This is a genomic window from Nocardia sp. NPDC060259 (genome assembly GCF_042728775.1).
Classification (GTDB): domain Bacteria; phylum Actinomycetota; class Actinomycetes; order Mycobacteriales; family Mycobacteriaceae; genus Nocardia.
In genome coordinates this window covers 1-16,003 of record NZ_JBHXAY010000138.1, presented here as the reverse complement: position 1 = coordinate 16,003, position 16,003 = coordinate 1, and the positions used below count along the sequence as shown (strand labels likewise).

Annotated in this window: 16 protein-coding genes and 1 pseudogene; 11 read left to right on the top strand and 6 right to left on the bottom strand. The window is 64.2% G+C overall.

Annotated features, from left to right (window positions below; translation table 11 throughout):
- Nucleotides 1-65 precede the first annotated feature (65 nt).
- A complete protein-coding gene (locus ACFWF2_RS30970; protein ID WP_379311023.1) occupies nucleotides 66-965 on the bottom strand; it encodes an MBL fold metallo-hydrolase in 900 nt (299 codons plus the stop codon).
- A gap of 192 nt (nucleotides 966-1,157) precedes the next feature.
- On the opposite strand from ACFWF2_RS30970, the gene ACFWF2_RS30965 reads away from it, so the two are divergent.
- Complete coding sequence (locus ACFWF2_RS30965) at nucleotides 1,158-2,129, top strand: helix-turn-helix domain-containing protein (RefSeq protein ID WP_379311022.1); 972 nt, start codon at nucleotides 1,158-1,160, stop codon at nucleotides 2,127-2,129.
- A 465-nt stretch (nucleotides 2,130-2,594) separates the two neighbouring features.
- Here the strand turns inward: ACFWF2_RS30965 and ACFWF2_RS30960 are convergent, their stop codons facing one another.
- Nucleotides 2,595-3,560, bottom strand: a complete 966-nt coding sequence (locus tag ACFWF2_RS30960) for a serine/threonine-protein kinase (protein WP_379311021.1) — start codon at nucleotides 3,558-3,560, stop codon at nucleotides 2,595-2,597.
- A 113-nt stretch (nucleotides 3,561-3,673) separates the two neighbouring features.
- On the opposite strand from ACFWF2_RS30960, the pseudogene ACFWF2_RS30955 reads away from it, so the two are divergent.
- The 6 genes and pseudogenes from ACFWF2_RS30955 to ACFWF2_RS30930 form a co-directional block, all read left to right on the top strand.
- A pseudogene (locus tag ACFWF2_RS30955) lies at nucleotides 3,674-4,015 on the top strand (recombinase family protein); the annotation flags it as partial.
- Nucleotides 4,016-4,028: 13 nt separating this feature from the next.
- A complete protein-coding gene (locus ACFWF2_RS30950) occupies nucleotides 4,029-4,850 on the top strand; it encodes a hypothetical protein (RefSeq protein ID WP_379311025.1) in 822 nt (273 codons plus the stop codon).
- Between the two features lie 370 nt (nucleotides 4,851-5,220).
- Nucleotides 5,221-5,559 (top strand): hypothetical protein, encoded by a 339-nt coding sequence (locus ACFWF2_RS30945; RefSeq protein WP_379311020.1) that lies wholly within the window; start codon nucleotides 5,221-5,223, stop codon nucleotides 5,557-5,559.
- Nucleotides 5,556-5,966 (top strand): hypothetical protein, encoded by a 411-nt coding sequence (locus tag ACFWF2_RS30940; protein ID WP_379311019.1) that lies wholly within the window; start codon nucleotides 5,556-5,558, stop codon nucleotides 5,964-5,966. The genes ACFWF2_RS30945 and ACFWF2_RS30940 overlap by 4 nt, the downstream gene beginning before the upstream one ends.
- Before the next feature lie 44 nt (nucleotides 5,967-6,010).
- Nucleotides 6,011-6,361, top strand: a complete 351-nt coding sequence (locus tag ACFWF2_RS30935) for a hypothetical protein (protein ID WP_379311018.1) — start codon at nucleotides 6,011-6,013, stop codon at nucleotides 6,359-6,361.
- Nucleotides 6,362-8,506: a CHAT domain-containing protein gene (locus tag ACFWF2_RS30930; RefSeq protein ID WP_379311017.1), complete on the top strand. Its 2,145-nt coding sequence runs from the start codon at nucleotides 6,362-6,364 to the stop codon at nucleotides 8,504-8,506.
- A gap of 238 nt (nucleotides 8,507-8,744) precedes the next feature.
- On the opposite strand, the gene ACFWF2_RS30925 is transcribed toward ACFWF2_RS30930, so the two are convergent.
- Nucleotides 8,745-9,095, bottom strand: coding sequence for a hypothetical protein (locus ACFWF2_RS30925; RefSeq protein WP_379311024.1), 351 nt, complete (start codon nucleotides 9,093-9,095; stop codon nucleotides 8,745-8,747).
- A 242-nt stretch (nucleotides 9,096-9,337) separates the two neighbouring features.
- Entirely contained in the window at nucleotides 9,338-9,895 is a 558-nt protein-coding gene (locus ACFWF2_RS30920) for a TetR/AcrR family transcriptional regulator (protein ID WP_379311016.1), read from the bottom strand.
- A gap of 533 nt (nucleotides 9,896-10,428) precedes the next feature.
- Between ACFWF2_RS30920 and ACFWF2_RS30915 the strand changes: the two genes are divergently transcribed.
- On the top strand, nucleotides 10,429-11,715 hold the full coding sequence (locus tag ACFWF2_RS30915; protein ID WP_379311015.1) for a PucR family transcriptional regulator: 1,287 nt from the start codon (nucleotides 10,429-10,431) through the stop codon (nucleotides 11,713-11,715).
- Nucleotides 11,716-11,868: 153 nt separating this feature from the next.
- Here ACFWF2_RS30915 and ACFWF2_RS30910 read toward each other — a convergent pair whose 3' ends face one another.
- Nucleotides 11,869-12,045 carry a hypothetical protein gene (locus ACFWF2_RS30910; RefSeq protein ID WP_379311014.1) on the bottom strand — a complete coding sequence of 59 codons (177 nt, stop codon included), beginning with the start codon at nucleotides 12,043-12,045 and terminating at the stop codon, nucleotides 11,869-11,871.
- A complete protein-coding gene (locus ACFWF2_RS30905; RefSeq protein WP_379311013.1) occupies nucleotides 12,042-12,272 on the bottom strand; it encodes a hypothetical protein in 231 nt (76 codons plus the stop codon). Before ACFWF2_RS30905 ends, ACFWF2_RS30910 begins: the two co-directional genes overlap by 4 nt.
- Before the next feature lie 339 nt (nucleotides 12,273-12,611).
- Here ACFWF2_RS30905 and ACFWF2_RS30900 point away from each other — a divergent pair, with 339 nt between their 5' ends.
- From ACFWF2_RS30900 to ACFWF2_RS30890, 3 genes are all read left to right on the top strand, one after another.
- A complete protein-coding gene (locus tag ACFWF2_RS30900; protein ID WP_379311012.1) occupies nucleotides 12,612-13,355 on the top strand; it encodes a hypothetical protein in 744 nt (247 codons plus the stop codon).
- A gap of 4 nt (nucleotides 13,356-13,359) precedes the next feature.
- The gene (locus tag ACFWF2_RS30895; protein WP_379311011.1) at nucleotides 13,360-13,827 is read left to right on the top strand and encodes an NUDIX hydrolase; all 468 of its coding nucleotides are present in this window, start codon (nucleotides 13,360-13,362) and stop codon (nucleotides 13,825-13,827) included.
- Between the two features lie 909 nt (nucleotides 13,828-14,736).
- Nucleotides 14,737-15,945, top strand: coding sequence for an amidohydrolase family protein (locus ACFWF2_RS30890; protein WP_357347430.1), 1,209 nt, complete (start codon nucleotides 14,737-14,739; stop codon nucleotides 15,943-15,945).
- The last annotated feature ends 58 nt before the right edge of the window (nucleotides 15,946-16,003 follow it).

The following is a 16,003-nucleotide window of genomic DNA, read 5'->3' as shown; positions in this document are numbered from 1 at the left end:
GGATGGGGTTCGCGTGTGTGGGGTGCCGCCCCCCCCCGCGCGGGTGCGGGGCGGCGCTACTTCGGTCAGTAGGCGGGCAGCGGAGCCCAGTTCTTGATCGCGAACGCGCTGGCGTCGCGGACGATTTCGAGGGCGCTGTGTCCGCTGAAGTGCGCGGGCAACACCAATGCGGTGTGGTCGGCCGCCCAACCCAGCAGCCGAAGTCGGGTCGCCCTCGCGGCGGCGGGGTCCTCGCAGAAGCAGCTGTTGTGTTCGGGGTGAGCGATCTGCAGGGGCGTGTGCACGAGGTCTCCCGCGAACAGTGCTTTGTCGCTGCCCGACGCCAACACCAGCACGCTCGAACCGGGAGTATGTCCCGGTGCCGCCCGCAACGTGAGATTCGCGTCCACGACGTATTCGGTCTCCCAGAGCTGCACCTGGCCCGCGGCGTAGACCGGTGCGACGCTATCCTCGAACACGTTCTCGTTGACACCGCCCGTGATGTTCGGGTTGTTGGCCGGATTCCAGTGCTCGTAATCCGCACGCGGCATCAGGTAGGTGGCGTTGGGGAATGTCGGTACCCACTGCCCGTCCACGAGGCGGGTGTTCCAGCCGACGTGATCGACATGGAGGTGGGTGTTGATCACCAGGTCCACGTCCTCGGGCGCGATGCCTGCCGCGGCGAGATTGGTCAAATACCCCAGGTCGAGGTGGTCCCAGGCGTCGACCGCCGGGCGGGTCTTGTCGTTGCCGATGCCGGTGTCCACCAGGATGATCCGGCCTTCACTGCGCAGCGCCCAGGTCTGCATCGCGACCTGAACGATGTCGTCGACCGGGTCGAGGTGGTCCGGAACCAGCATCGGCCGCTGCTCGTCCCAATGCTGGTCGGGTGAGCCGGGGAAGAACTGGTCGGGCGTCATGCCCACCGGCCCGTGCATTTCCTCGACCCGCGACACGGTGACATCACCGAGCACAATCTCATTCATCAGGTTCCTTCGCTGCGTGTTCCCGACGCCGTGACCGGCTGCCGGACGGCTCATGGGCCGTGCCACCGAGTTTTCAAGTGGCCGACGTCGATAACCACACCCTGCGAAGGTGCCGCCGGCACGGGTGCGTCAACGCTGTCCACACCCCGGCAGGGTCAGGACAACTCTGCATCCGGCAGCGACAATGACGTGATGAGCGACCGCGAAGACCAGTCCGGACAGCTTGGGGCGTTCCTCAAGGCGTGCCGGGCCAGGGTGCGTCCCGAGCAGGTGGGGCTCACGCCCTACGGCGAACGTCGCCGTGTTCCGGGACTGCGCCGCGAGGAGTTGACCCTCCTGGCAGGGGTCAGCCCGTCCTACTACGCCCGGCTCGAACAGGGCCAATCCCGCAACGCCTCCCCGGAGGTCCTCGACGCTATCGCCGCCGCACTCGCGCTGACCGCCACCGAACGACGACACCTGCACTCACTGGCCGAGTCCGCAGGCCGCCGCCGCCATACGCGCCCGGCACCCATCGAGCACCCTGACCCAGCTCTGCTCGAGCTGCTCGACGCCATGCCATCGGTACCTGCGCTCGTGCTGGGTCGCCGCAGCGATGTGCTCGCCTGGAATCCTCTCGGCCACGCCCTTCTCGCCCCGAATCTCGACCCCGACTGCCCGGCGGTCCCCGGTCGCAGACCGAACATGACCCGGATGGTGTTCCTCGACCCCGACACCCGCGCCCTCTATACCGATTGGCCGCGCAAGGCCGGCGCAGTCGTCGGCAACCTGCGGCTTGTCGCAGGCGCCCACCCCGACGACCCAGCACTGGCGTCGTTGATCGGCAGCCTCACCATGGCCAGCCCGGAATTCGGCACCCTCTGGAACGACCACAGGGTCCAGGCATGCGCGACCGCCCACTACCAGCTGCACCACCCGCTGATCGGGGACCTCACCATCACCCAACAAACACTGAGGTCGGTCGAACACCCCGACCAGACCCTCGTCACCTGCACAGCCCCACCCGATTCCCCGTCGGCATCAGCACTGGCCGTCCTGACCCATTTGGCTCGACCAGCCGAGCCGCCCACACGCCTTGCTCAGGACGCACGCATGTGCAGTGGTTCGACCTCGCTGATCGGCTCATCCACTTCTGTGGACGATGTCAACACGTTCCGTTTGTGACCGTTTTGGTGACCGTTTTGAGGCTGACGACCCGGTATCCAAGATGATCTCCAGCGACGGCAGCGGCCCCGCCTCGGATGTCTCCGACGCGGGGCCGCAAGCGAAAAGAGCTGTTATGAGCTACTTTTCATGCACTCGACACCACTACTTCTGCGCGGCCTTGAACTCGCGACGACGGCGGTGCAGGATCGGCTCGGTGTGTACCTGCTTCGGACTCATTGCCTAGCCTGACCTGCTGTTACTAACGTGACTACGGGAAACCGAGGGAAGACAACCTCCGGAGCAAGCGGGGAGACCTCAACCTCGACCCAGTTGCTGACGGGCGTTGGCCGTACGCGCTTCCCACCGAATGTCGTAGTCGGTGCTACCCAGTACCGATTGGATCGCAGCAAGCAGCCCTACACGGTTCTGGACTGTCTCCAACCTCTGCATCAGGGGTGGGCTTTGATGTGTTAGAACAATGGTCTACCCTTCAAGCCCAACCAACGACGCTCCAGACAGCAAAGCTAGGAGTGTGGTTCCATGCTGGCGGGCTGTGGCCTTGATTTCTTGCCATGCCTGCTGAATCTCCTCGAGTCGGTGCGGCGGCTTCGGCTGTGCCTCGAGCACTCGAAAGGCAGCTGTCGCCAGCTGCGAGCAGGACTCGAAGCGGTCGGCCGCGTCCTTGGCCAGAGCTTGATCGACCACGTCATCGAATCCGGTTGCTACAGACGCATTCTGGGTGCTAGCCCTCGGTACAGAACCCGTCGCATGCGCTGCAATGATCTGCAACATATCTCCGTCGTAAGGCAATGCTCCGGTAAGCAATTGGAAGAGCACGCATCCGAGGGAGTACACGTCGGAACGGTGATCAACCGTCGCCTGTGGGTCAAACCTCTCCGGCGCCGCATATCGGATGGAGGCGATCATGTTTGAGGTGCCAGTAAGCTGGCTCGTCTCATCGAGACTCTTCGCAATGCCGAAATCCCCGAGGATCGCCCGCTCCCGGCGGCCGCTTGTCAGTAGCACATTCGCCGGTTTCACATCGCGATGAAGAAACCCTCGGCCATGTGCGTAATCGAGCGCTTCTGCGATGTCAGAAACAATCGAGACCGCGCGCTCCGCTGCGATCGGACCCCGTCGAAGTTCGGCATCAAGATCGCTTCCATCGATGTATGCCATCGCGATCCACGGCTGGCCTCGCTCCTCCCCACCTGCATGAATGGCAACGATGTTGGGATGGGTCAGCGCCGCAACGGCATGCGCCTCGCGTTCGAACCGTTTCCTGGAAGCTGGATCGATACTCGCAAGCGCGGGCAACACCTTGAGCGCAATCTTGCGGGGAAGGTCGCGATCCCGTGCCAGGTACACCTCACCCATCCCACCCGAGCCGAGCAGGTACTCGATTTCGTAGCCGGCAAAGATGTTTCCTCGCTCAAGTGAGTTCCCCACCCAGCGCTTCCCTCCCCCATCCGCAGTCCCTGGTCGAGGATACGCGGGCGGCACCTGCCACCTAGCGCTGATCCCGGACAGCACGGCCAAGTCAGGACTACGCGACACCTGCGTTGGCTCGCCCACGGGTCACGACCACCGCCTGGCCAGATCGTACCCTGCAAGGCATTTTCGACGCATACCTGCGCGGGGCGGGGATCTTCGCCATCGCTCGGCAACTCACCGTCGACGGTATCGCCTGTCCATCCACCCATGACCGCGCACGCAACCGCCACCGTTCCGCACACGCATGGTCAAAGAGCGCTGTCCGCACCATCCTCACCAACCCTCGATATACAGGTCACGAAGTCTGGAACAAGCAACACCGCCAGGAATCGCTCATCGAAGTCGAAGATATCGCGCTGGGCGACCGATTTCGCCTCACCTGGAACGACCGAGAACAATGGGTCTTCTCCGACCGACCCGCCCATGAAGCACCCGTCGACCGACCCACCTTCGACCAAGTCCAACAAACGACTGGCGGCACAAGGGCCCACATCCACCGGCCGCGCCACTACCACCCGCAAACACGACTACGCCTTCAAGAGCTTGATCATTCACCGAACCTGCGGTCGGCGGATGCAAGGCAACTGGAACCACGGCACCGCCCACTACCGATGCCGGTACCCCACCGAATACGCTCTCGCCAACAACATCGACCACCCATCGACTGTCTACCTCCGCGAAGACAGGATCATCGGGCCACTCGACGAATGGCTCACGCGCACCTTCGCCCCCGGCCGGATCGAACACGACCTCGCGGCATCACCGACCACTCCATCACCACACACACCGGCGATCGACGAGGCAGAAGCCCGCCTCGCGCAACAACACCACAAACTGGACAAATACCGTGACGCACTGGAGACAAGCGCGGATCCGGAACTTGTGGCCCAGTGGACCCGCGAGGTCCTCGGCGAGCTTCACTCGACCGAAGCTCGACTCATGGCGATGCAGCAACAAGGATCCACCGCCGACTCCGGAGGCAAACATGAGATCGACGACATCAATGGATATCTGAACCAGATCCTCGACGATCTCCGCCGAGCCGAACCAGCCGACAAGCCGCAGGCCTACCGCGAACTCGGCTTGCGACTGACCTACAGCGATACCCCTCGGAGGCTTTCGGCGCATCGCTGCCGGGCACCACATCCATGCCGACCGGCGCATCGTCCTGGTCCCCGACCTCGCGCCATCATCCCACGAGTTCAACGCCGGCCGCGCGCCATCGGCGCCCCTTCCTCGCGGTGATTGAGTACCTAGATAGGTGACGATGGTGTGGGTCGCCGGCGCACGCTCCGATTCCCGCAGCACTTCCTCGAATCGGACTGTCTTCTGTTTGCCTCGCGAGGCAGCGTATTAATTTGAGCCTGAATATGTTTCGCATGAATTCCGATTCCGACCATATTTGCTCCTGCACTTCGTTCATTGCGGAATCTACCCAGGCGGGGTGGCCGGGCGCTGTACCGCTCATCACCCATACCACCGCACGGCCCGCAGGACTGCACCAACACGAGCTCCTGCGTCAAAGTTCGGTCGACCGATAGTGCGCACACCTAACATGTTGTCTACCAGTCACTTTCGCGTGCACAAGGCTCGCGGCCCGCGTACCATTGCGCAGATGATGGACGAGGTACTCATAGCGCTTACTCCGGCCGTGGCAACCGGCGCACTAGCTTTGAGTCTCCGGGTCCTGTGGGGACTAACCCTAGGCAAACCGCCGACCGAAATACGTGTCACGGTCGAAGGTCCCAGCGGACGACGAGAGGTTGTGCTCGACGGCCTCAAGGACGATCCGAGCACACGCGACGCGGTGCGCAACCTGGTCGGACAACTAGTCGATCTGCAGGACTCGCCGGTCAAGCATTCCGATGAGTTCCAGCAAGCCCAGCGGATCAGAGAGGCCGAGCTGAAACAACTCGTCGCACCTACCCGGGAGAACGGGCAGGACCCCGCGTGACAGGTTCTCTGCGCCCGCATCCTGCAACGGCCATCCAAACTGCGATGGCCGGCCACGGCGGCCCCGCCACAGTCACCCCCGACGCCGTTACACAGCTGCTGAAGTTGCAAGACGAGTTCACCACCGAACTCGGTGTTGCCGCAGTGGCAATTTCCAAGAACCGCAGCGGCACCGTGCTCGACGGTGGCGATGTCAAACAAGCATTCGATAGGCGCGCGAAATCCACTGCTGCCGCCCGAAGACGCGAGCTGTACTACGCGACGTGCGGCATCATGTCCGGAGGTACGATGGGCTCGTTCACCACAGCGCTGACCTCGAGCACTGTTTCGGTGCTCACTATTATCGTGACCGCTCTCATGGCGTCGACCGGAATCGTTCTCGGGATCGCCGCTTGGCGGTCGACCTAACCGCCCGCGCCAACGCCTTCTTCCACCACCGTTTCTGGAGATGCATGACCACGATTCGCGTCACCGTTCCAGCTGAGATCGCCGAGGCTCTCACAGGGGTCCCCGGCGTCTCGCCCGCACCGCCGCGAAGGAGCACATGGCAGATTGCCCTGTCGGCCCTGACCGGAGCGACAACGGTGCTCACCGTCCTCCAAGCGCCGTCGACGTTCTCTGACGTGTCAGCTCGAATTCACAAGCTCCTACCAAGGCAGGCAACGGCCGAGGAAGAACACACCACCATCACGGCGAAAGGGCCCGGCGGTGAGGTAACCCTCACACTGACTGAGGATGTCGATGTCGAGACCATCGCACAACTGCTGACCAAGACGCTCTTCCCGGAAGCCGGGGAAGGTTAGTTGGGGATCTTCCGGCGGCGCAACACCTCACAATTCGTCCTTCTCAGCGCGCTGAGCGACGACGAGGTCGCACAGCTCAAGATCGTCGAGCGTACGTTCGACCTGATGGGTCGCCCCGCCTTCTTTGCCCACGACGCCGAGTTCGTTCTCGAAACACTCCGATCTACGTCAGCTCAGACATCAAGCGCCATCACACAACTAGTAGTCGGAATCGCTGCAGATGAGCTCGCGAGCATCGTCGACCGGACCGGGCTGCAGATCGACGAAGCCAAACCCTTCGCCGCCGCCAGTCGGGGCGCTACTGGCCTGCGTACTGCGCTCGAGACACTGACCCGGTGTGCGGACGACCAGCGCGCCTATCAGGTGGACTCCGCGGCCACTTCCGCTGTCGTGCAAGCGATCCTGTTGACTGTCGAGCGAATTGGTGACAACCACGGTAGTTCGGAACCGTTGTGTGTCGCTGCGGCCGCTGCACACGATGTCGGGCGTACCGAGCTTCTCGAACAGGTCCTGTCGGCGGCAGGCCGCCGACAGCATTCGCCTGGCTACACCGCCCTGTTCGCCTTCTATCACACGCAACTCCCAGCGGTCCGAATGAAACCGGCGGAGTTCACCCGGCTACGGACCGAATGCAAGGTGCAACTCCACTCTGTAACCTGGTCCGATCCTGCCCGCCACCGGGTGCTACGCATCGCCCACTGGCTGAGCGAAAACGAAAACGGCCGACAGCGATCGGCCATCAGCCAGGCCGCCGCAGCCGCAGAAGCGGCAGACTATGCTGCCGCCGCACACTGGTATGGACTCGCGACCAGCGATGCAGAGACCCCTGGTCAAGCTGGCCTGTTCCGGCTGTTCTCAGAGATCTTCCGGCTACGGGTTGGGCAACTCGAGACGCCGTCCGATTTCCGCGCGAGCATGCTCCGATTGGCCAGCGACCACGTCACGAAAGCGAAGCCACTCTTCCCTGTGGACGACGCCTTCGCCGACTATGGCACGACCGCCGCGGCGGTAGACCACGCGCACCCTGGGTCGAACCTCGCCATCCAGGTAACCGACTTCATCGGTGACGTGCGCGCGGGCGTCGCACTCGACCACAACCTCGCCGACCTTGCCACCGTAGCCAAATCACTGTCGGACACCTCCATCGTCGATGCCTTGCAGCGTGATCCGCAGTTGATCAATGCCTCCGACTTGAAGATCGCGATTCCCGGAGCTGCGTTCGTCTGGGTCGAGATCATCCATGACACCAGCGACCCGGTCGATCCCGCCCTGTCCGGGAATCACATACGGGTACTCACACTCCCGGCAACCAGCGACCGTAGCACTGTTCGCAATGTCGCTCTGACCCACCGCCAGTCCGCCCTGTTCACCCGCTCCCGAAACGAAGAGTCCGAGGTCGCCGACCCGAGCGAGATCGCATGGCTCGAAGACTTGATCTTCAAGGATCTAGACGCCGCCGACAGTCCCAGCGGCGTCTTCGTCATCCCCGACGGGACCGCATGGGAGCTCCCGTGGATACGAATCATTCCGAATTTCGTCGATCAGTTCTCGATCATTCCTTCTGCCGCAGCGGCATTGCGCCTACAACCACCCCCGCCGACCGCTGCCCGACGCATCGTCTCCTACTTCGATGCCGGCATGGAGGGCGCTGCCGTTGAGCACGCAGCATTGGTATCACTGCATGCCGAGCGTCGAATCGACTATCGCGCAGCCAACAGCCTCGCCGAGCTGCACACGATACTCTCCGAGTCGAGCTTCGATGTCCTCACCATCGCCGCCCACGGATCGTTCTCCTCAGGTATTGAATTCGTGATGAACTTCGGCACAGAAAAGGTGCCGTTGCTCGCTTTTCTCGAACTTCCATTACCCCCTGTAGTCAACCTAGGCTGCTGCTGGTCAGGGCGAACGTCGCTGAACAACAACTCGATCGCTGCAGCTCTGGCAACCATCGCCGGCGGAGCCTCACTGGCACTCGGAGGTGTGTGGGAGATCGATGACAGGACTAGCGGCGCGCTCCTCGCTGACGCGTACCAACGCTATGCAGACGGCCTCCCGTTCGCACAGGCCGTTCTGGCTGCATCGAGACAACTCGACCCCGTCCTCCAACCCTTGACGGGCGCGCTCGGCCTATTCGGGCGATGGTAGAAAAGATCCAGTTCGGAACGATCGCCGCCGATGACTCAATCCGAACAACCAAATCCAACGGCGACAGTCAGAATTCGCAGATCAGTCCCGCTGGTGCCGAGACGCCTCCGAGATCGAGAGCAGCGCGGGGCCGTTGGATCCGAGCCAAAGTTGCTGTTGCTCGGTGCAATCGGATATCTATGTCGAGCACTTGGCAACGATCAGCACGACCGTTACTACGGTCAGGCTCTAGAACTTGCTAAGTCGTCTTGCAGCACGTGCTGATGCTGGAACGAGGCAGGCGCTGGTCTACCGGCCCCAACGCCGGGACCTTCCCCCGCGCGTCGCAGCCCGACAAACGCCTCCGGCGCGCACCCAGGTTGACCTTGTCTACCGCTTTGACCAGGGGCGCAACGGAATTCGAATCGGCATACTCGGGCTTGATCAGCTGCTGCCAGGTCAGGCCGGGGTACTGGAACAAGACGTTGGCGATCGACGCGGACCGGAGCGCGGTGGTGACCTGTATGCCGTAAGCGCTCAGATAGGGCGAGAGCGCGAACACTGTTGCCGAAGCGAATGCCACCGAGAGCGCGGCAATCGCTGACATCATCGGGGCAACTGTACGTGCTTTCTTCAAGAATTTCCCCTGCAATCCGATACCTGACACCGGATGAAATCCGGCTGTCATGCCAACCGGCCGGGCGTGGGATCGACACAATGCCTCGAATTGTCCCCCGCCGACACACCAGCGAGTCCGCCGATACGAATCCACCGACCGCAACCGGACATGAATATCCGGTTGCGAGACACATTGCGAACGGGATCACCCGGCACCGCCAAGTGCGCCGGGCGTCACTCGCACAGCGCGCGATGCAACAGTCCCCAGCATTTGCCCGCCACCGATACCCGTTCCCGTTCCGGCGTCTTGTTCAGCAGCGCGCCCAGCATTCCTACGGCCAGGAAGACCTCTTCTGCCGTGACACCCCGGCGGACGCTGCCTCGCCGACTGTCGTCGGCGAGTTTGTCGTCGAGCAGGGCATATAGGCGGCCGATGATGTCCGCCAGCCGAGGGTCGCTGCTGTCGGCGAGACGAAACAGGTCGAACAGGACCGCCACCTCGACGATCTGGTCGAACATCTCCGCCAGCAGCTCGTCGAGCGTCGAGTCGGTCTTCGCGACCATCGCCTCCAGCTGTCCGAGGTTCTCGTCGAAGACCGCGAGGATGATCGCCTCACGACTCGGAAAATGCCGGTAGAGGCTGCCCTGCCCGACTCCCGCCGTGCGCGCGATCAGGTTCAGCGGCGCGTCCAGGCCGTGTTCGGCAAACGTGGCCTTCGCCGCGGCAAGGAGGGCGGCGCGATTCTCGGCGGCGGCGGCAGGTCCTCTGTTGACACGGCGTGGCGAGCTCATCCGGACAACGCTACCCATAGGCCGATCCGATCCGGTCACAAACCGCGACGAAACCGCGGGCAGGGGGCAACCCGCGTTCACAGCACGCCCACATACCGGCGGAACGAATCGATCGGCTCCTCCCATGCGGCCATGTCGAATAGCGCGCCGACCATTTCCCCGTTCGGATATTATCGACGACCGGGTACCGAATTCACTGTTTCCCGTATTTCAGCAAATCAGGTCGGACGCCGGGCAGCTTTTCCGGTACCACGCCGTCCGGAGACATACGCCGCCCGATGTCGACCGCTTCGGATGTAGCAGCGACACGCAGCCGCACCAACCGTGCATCGGGAAATTGTCTATTCCTCCAAATGTGGACGCACGACTGATGCATCCACACAATGCCGGCCCCAGTGGTACACCGAACATCCGAAACATCCGGACAAGTGAGTCCGGTTGGGCTAGGGTGCAGTGATGCCGGCATCCGCTACTCCCGACAGCACATCCACGCACACCGGTCAGGCACCCCGGTTCGACCACACCGCGGCGCAGTGAGGACAACCCACCCCAGCGCGGAGGAATCGATCCCCGCTGCCGCGGCGGACAAGGCATCGGCCCTCGAATGGCTGACCGCGTTCGCGCTGCGGATGCGCTCCGAGTCCGCCAGCGAGCTGATCCTGTCCGCTGTCGATTCCGCGATCCAGGAGACGTTTCCGCAGGTTCTCGCAGACGCCGAACTCCGTCGGGAGGTCCGCGCGGCCACCAGGGCGCACTGGCTGAGTTTCCTCGCCGTGGTCGGGCGCACGCGGTTCGAGGCACACCCGCCCACCGAGGCCGTCGACGGTGCGCGGACAGTGGCACGCCGAGGCTACGGCGTGGACATGCTGCTCAAGACGTACCGGGCAGCACAGCGAGGGTTGTGGCGGTATATCACCCAGGTGCTGAATCAGCAGATTCCCGATGCCGAGCTGCGCGGGGTCGTCTTGATCACCTTCTGGGAACGCAGCACGCTATGGCTCGACAACTGTCTCGACGACATCGTCGCCGCGTACATGAACGAGCGCGAACACCACACCCACGACTCCGATGCCCACCGCACGGCGACCGTCCAGGCCATCCTGCACGGCGAGCCCGCGCCGACTGCCGATTCGTCCGACGACCTCGGACACCCGATGGACGAATACCAGACAGCCCTGGTTCTCTGGACCGACCGTGAGGTGCCCGCCCGGCAGGCAACCCACCTGCTTCGCGAACACGCTACGCACATCGCCGACTCGCTCGGAGGGCCACCTCCGCTGCTGGTCAGCAGCGGCGCCCACGGCATGTGGGCCTGGGTGGGAACGCCGCATCGCCCGGAAACCGCCGACCTGCCTGCGCCACCGACGACCCACACCCATGTCGCTGTCGGCATCCCCTGCCCAGGAGTGGACGGCTTCCGGCGCAGCCATCTGGAAGCACGCGCCGCACAGCGGATCGCGACCAGCGCCTGCCACGCCGCCACGGTCACCGCCTACCAGGACGTCGACCTGGTCTGCCTGCTCACCGGTGACGGGAATATCGACTCCGTGCGCGCGCTCGTCGAGCGCGAGCTCGGCCGGCTCGCCGACCGGAGCGAGCCGGTCGCCCGGCTTCGCGATACCGTGCGCGAATTCCTTTACGCCAGAGGCAGCATCAACGCGACCGCGAACCTGTTGGGCGTGCACCCGAACACCATCCGCTACCGACTCCAGCAGGCTGAGCGCCGCATGGGTCATCCGATCGATCGCCGGCGCGTCCACATCGAGCTGGCCCTGCGCTGCCTCGAGATCTACGGCGACGAACTCCTTCCTGCACCGTAGTCCGGCGTCACCGCGGCGAAGGTTCCGCGGGCGCGGCTCGGGACACGGTCGGGCAGCGCTGCACTGAACCCGACCAACAGTGAACCGACGACGATGAGCACCACCGCGGCGATGAACATCACCGCCGGAGCGTCGGCACGGCAAGCTTGGGATCTACCGGGGTGATTGGGCACCACCCGGCGGTGAGTTGGGTTGCCTAGCCTCGTTCTCAATGCGCGCCCGGATCGCCTCCACCGTGCGGTCCTTCGGGATGCGTTCGGGCCAGACAATCACACCGAGCAGGACAGCCAACGGCAGGCCGACCGCGACGACGAACCCGAGCGTGGTCACCCGTCCGCCCTCGCGCCCTCGGAGTCCAGCGGCAGTGGTTCGTGGTCGCGCGCTTCGGCTGCCGTCAGCCACGCGTCGACGTTGTCCAGCGAACCCGAGACGACCACCCGGAACGGTGAACTCAGCTCCCAGCCGTAGGGCGGCTCCGGTGCGCGGCGGATCGCCATGGACCGCAGTCCTGCTCGCGCACTCAGTGCGCCTAGGCGCGCCTGTATCGCATCGCTCATGAAGTTTTCCGCTGATCCGTAGGCTGCCAAGCATCGAGCGCGGCGAGGAGTCTGCGGATGATCGCGGGCGGCGGCGGGACTGCCTGCTCGTCGTCGGGGTTTTTGGGCTTGGGTGTACGGCTGGGTAGTGGCACGGCTCCCCCCTCGTCGGGTGGTGGGCTCCGCCCGGACAACCAACCGAACTGGGTCTAATCGCCCGGGCGGCCCTGTGGTGCAGAATCTCTTCCCGCTCCCGCCTTAAGGATCGATCACGGTTAGGGCCGTTTACACCGCGTACTCGGGACTTTTGGGACGTTTACGATCGATCCGTCCGTTCGTCCTTCCCACGAGGTGGAGAGCATGAACCACGGTCTGCGCCAGGCGATGTCAGCAGCCAAACTCACCGAGCAGCAGTTGGCCGAAGCCTGCGAAGTCGACGCGAAAACCGTCGCCCGCTGGGTGTCGAATGCTGCACGCGTACCGCACGCCAAGCATCGTTGGCGGGTGTGCGAACTACTCGGGGCCACCGAGAGCGATCTGTGGCCGTCCTCGGTGCGGCTACAGGTGAAGTCGGGGCCGGACCGCGAGGTCGTCCAGGTCTACCCGTATCGGTCGGCCGCCCCTGCTTCACTGTGGCGCTCGCTGATCAACAACGCCCGAACTGAACTCACCTTTGCCGGGTACACGAACTACTTCCTGTGGCTCGAACACGCCAACTTCGGAAAACTCCTCCAGCGCAAGGCCGCCGTCGGATGCCGTATCCGCTTCCTGCTTGGAGATCCGGAACATCGGGTAACCCGTGACCGCGAGGAAGAGGAATCGGTGCCGCTCACGCTGTCGGCGCGTATCGCGGTGACCGTAGGCGAGCTGTCACGGATCCGGGGCGTAGAAAACCTCGCCGCTCGGTACGAGACGGGGCACGTGAACATCTCGGTGTTCAGGTTCGACAACGACATGATCGTCACGCCGATCCTCGCTCGGCGGGTAGGCCACGATTCGCCGATGATGCACCTACGGCGCGAGCAGCCAGACGGCATGTTCGACCGGTTCACCGAGCACGTCGAAGAACTCTGGACCCGTGGCCGCGACATCTGGGAAGGCTGAACGCATGGGCAGGATCGATTACCAAGACGACCCGACCGCACCAGCAGCGAATTCGTTGGTGCCTGCCGCTTCGGTGGTGGTCGTAGACGACCGGGGGCACATCCTGCTGCAACGCCGCGTCGACAATGGGATGTGGGCGTTGCCCGGCGGAAAGATGGAACTCGGGGAATCGCTCGCAGGGTGCGGCATCCGCGAGACCTGGGAGGAAACCGGAATCGACGTCGAAATCGTCGGGATCGTCGGGACGTACACCGACCCGGGTCACGTCTTCGCCTACGACGACGGCGAGGTCCGACAGGAGTTCTCGATCTGTCTGCTCGGCAAGCCCACCGGCGGTGACCTCCGCTCGTCGGACGAGTCGCACGAGGTCGCGTGGTTCACGCCCGACGACACCGACACGCTTCCGATGGTGGACGCCATCCGGCTCCGCCTCTCCGATTGGCGATCCGGCCGGTATCCGGTGGTCCGCTAACCTGCACCTACACACAACGACAGCCCCGGACCACGAGATTCCGGGGCTGTTCTGTGTATGCGATCCGGTGAGTCGGAGGTCGCGGCGTAGCGCTGCCTCTCTCAGCGGTCTTTTCGGCCGCCTACAATTGATCCTCCGCGTATTCGGAGATCCGCCAAATCGCCGCGTCGGCGGATTGCAGCACCCGGTCCGGAGTCGGGCATGGACACTGCGGGCAGGCCCTCCCATCGAATCCAGCGCCGCCGATCAGTACCTCGAGCGGCCCCAGCGCCGCGTCGCGGTATCGATCGGCTCCGGCGGCCCTGGCCCGGATGGTCGAGTCGTCAGGCCTACGGCAGAAGCCACCGAAAGCTGGACCTGTTCCGCAGCAACGCGGCGGTGGCCGAATGGCCGGGCGCGGGCCGGCAGGCGCCGGTACGGTGCGCGCCGTGCGCCGGGCCAGCTCACCGGGACGCAGATGCGGCCACCACCCACACGGATCCGGCGCGCCCACGGCAATGGCGGCATCGGTGCCGGTGAGCGCGCGCTGGCCGAATACCTCGCCCGCCCGGCCTGGGTTTCGAACTGAACCGATCGGTCGAGCCGATACCGATCGGCCACTGACCAGTCCGGGCGTGACCCCAGATGACCAGTAGGTATTGCCGTCGGGTGAGAAGCGTGGGTGGGCAACCGGCTGCCTCGACCCCGACCCCGCCGAGCGCTGCACCGCCCGCCCGGTCTGATCCGGCGGCACCGAGTCAGACGCGCGATTCGCCCGATCGATAGCCGCTGCAGCCGAGCGCCCCCGGAAACCTCGTCATCCGATGTTCCAAATGCAATACTGGAAACGCTACAGTATGACCCACCGCAGCGTCTGTGACGGTCTGCCACGAGGCCTCGACGGCGGTATCCGCAACGAAGGGACAGGGAATGACAACGCTGGACTATCTGGCCATCGACGTCGACAACCACTACTACGAATCATTGGATGCGTTCACCCGCCACTTGCCCAAGGAATTCCGGCAGCGCGGAGTGCAGATGGTCCAGGACGGCAAGCGCACCCTCGCGATCATGGGCGGGAAGGTCAATCACTTCGTCCCCAACCCGACGTTCGACCCCATCATCGAACCCGGCTGCCTCGATCTGCTGTTCCGCGGTGAGATCCCGGACGGCGTCGATCCCGCCTCGCTGATGAAAGTCGACCGCCTGGCCGACCACCCGGAGTACCAGCAGCGCGACGCCCGCGTACCGGTCCTGGACCGGCAGAAGCTCGAGACCGTCTTCATGCTGCCCACCTTCGCCTGCGGGGTCGAGGAAGCCCTCAAGCACGACATCCCCGCGACGATGGCCTCCCTGCACGCCTTCAACCTGTGGCTCGACGAGGACTGGGGATTCGACCGGCCCGACCATCGAATCATCGCCGCGCCGATCATTTCGCTCGCCGACCCGGTGGCCGCGATCGAAGAAGTCGAGTTCGTGCTGAGCCGGGGCGCCAAGATGGTCCTGGTCCGCCCGGCGCCGGTGCCCGGTGTCACGCACCCACGATCGCTGGGCGACCCGCTGCACGACGCGGTGTGGGCCCGCTTGGCCGAGGCGGGGGTGCCGGTCGGCTTCCATCTGTCCGACAGCGGATACCTCGCGATCAACGCATTGTGGGGAGGCAAGGCCCAATTCGAGGGATTCGGCAAAAAGGATCCGCTGGATCAGATCCTCCTGGACGACCGTGCGATCCACGACACCATCGCCTCGATGATCGTCCACCAGGTCTTCACCCGGCATCCGAAGCTCAAGGTCGCGAGCATCGAGAACGGCTCGTACTTCGTCCACCGCCTGATCAAGCGTCTGAAGAAGGCGGCGAACACCGCGCCGTACCACTTCACGGAGGACCCGGTCGAGCAGCTGAAGAACCATGTCTGGATCGCCCCGTACTACGAGGACGACGTCAAGCTCCTGGCCGAGACGATCGGCGTCGACAAGATCCTGTTCGGCTCCGACTGGCCGCACGGCGAGGGTCTCGCCGATCCGACCACCTTCACCGCGGATATCCCGCAGTTCCCGGAGTTCTCCTACGAGGACACCCGAAAGGTGATGCGTGACAACGCACTCGAACTGATCGGCGCCAAAGTCACGCTGGACTGACTCGGCGGACCCACCGCATAAGCCCGCCCGCCCCAGCACCGGAACGACGGTGCTGGGG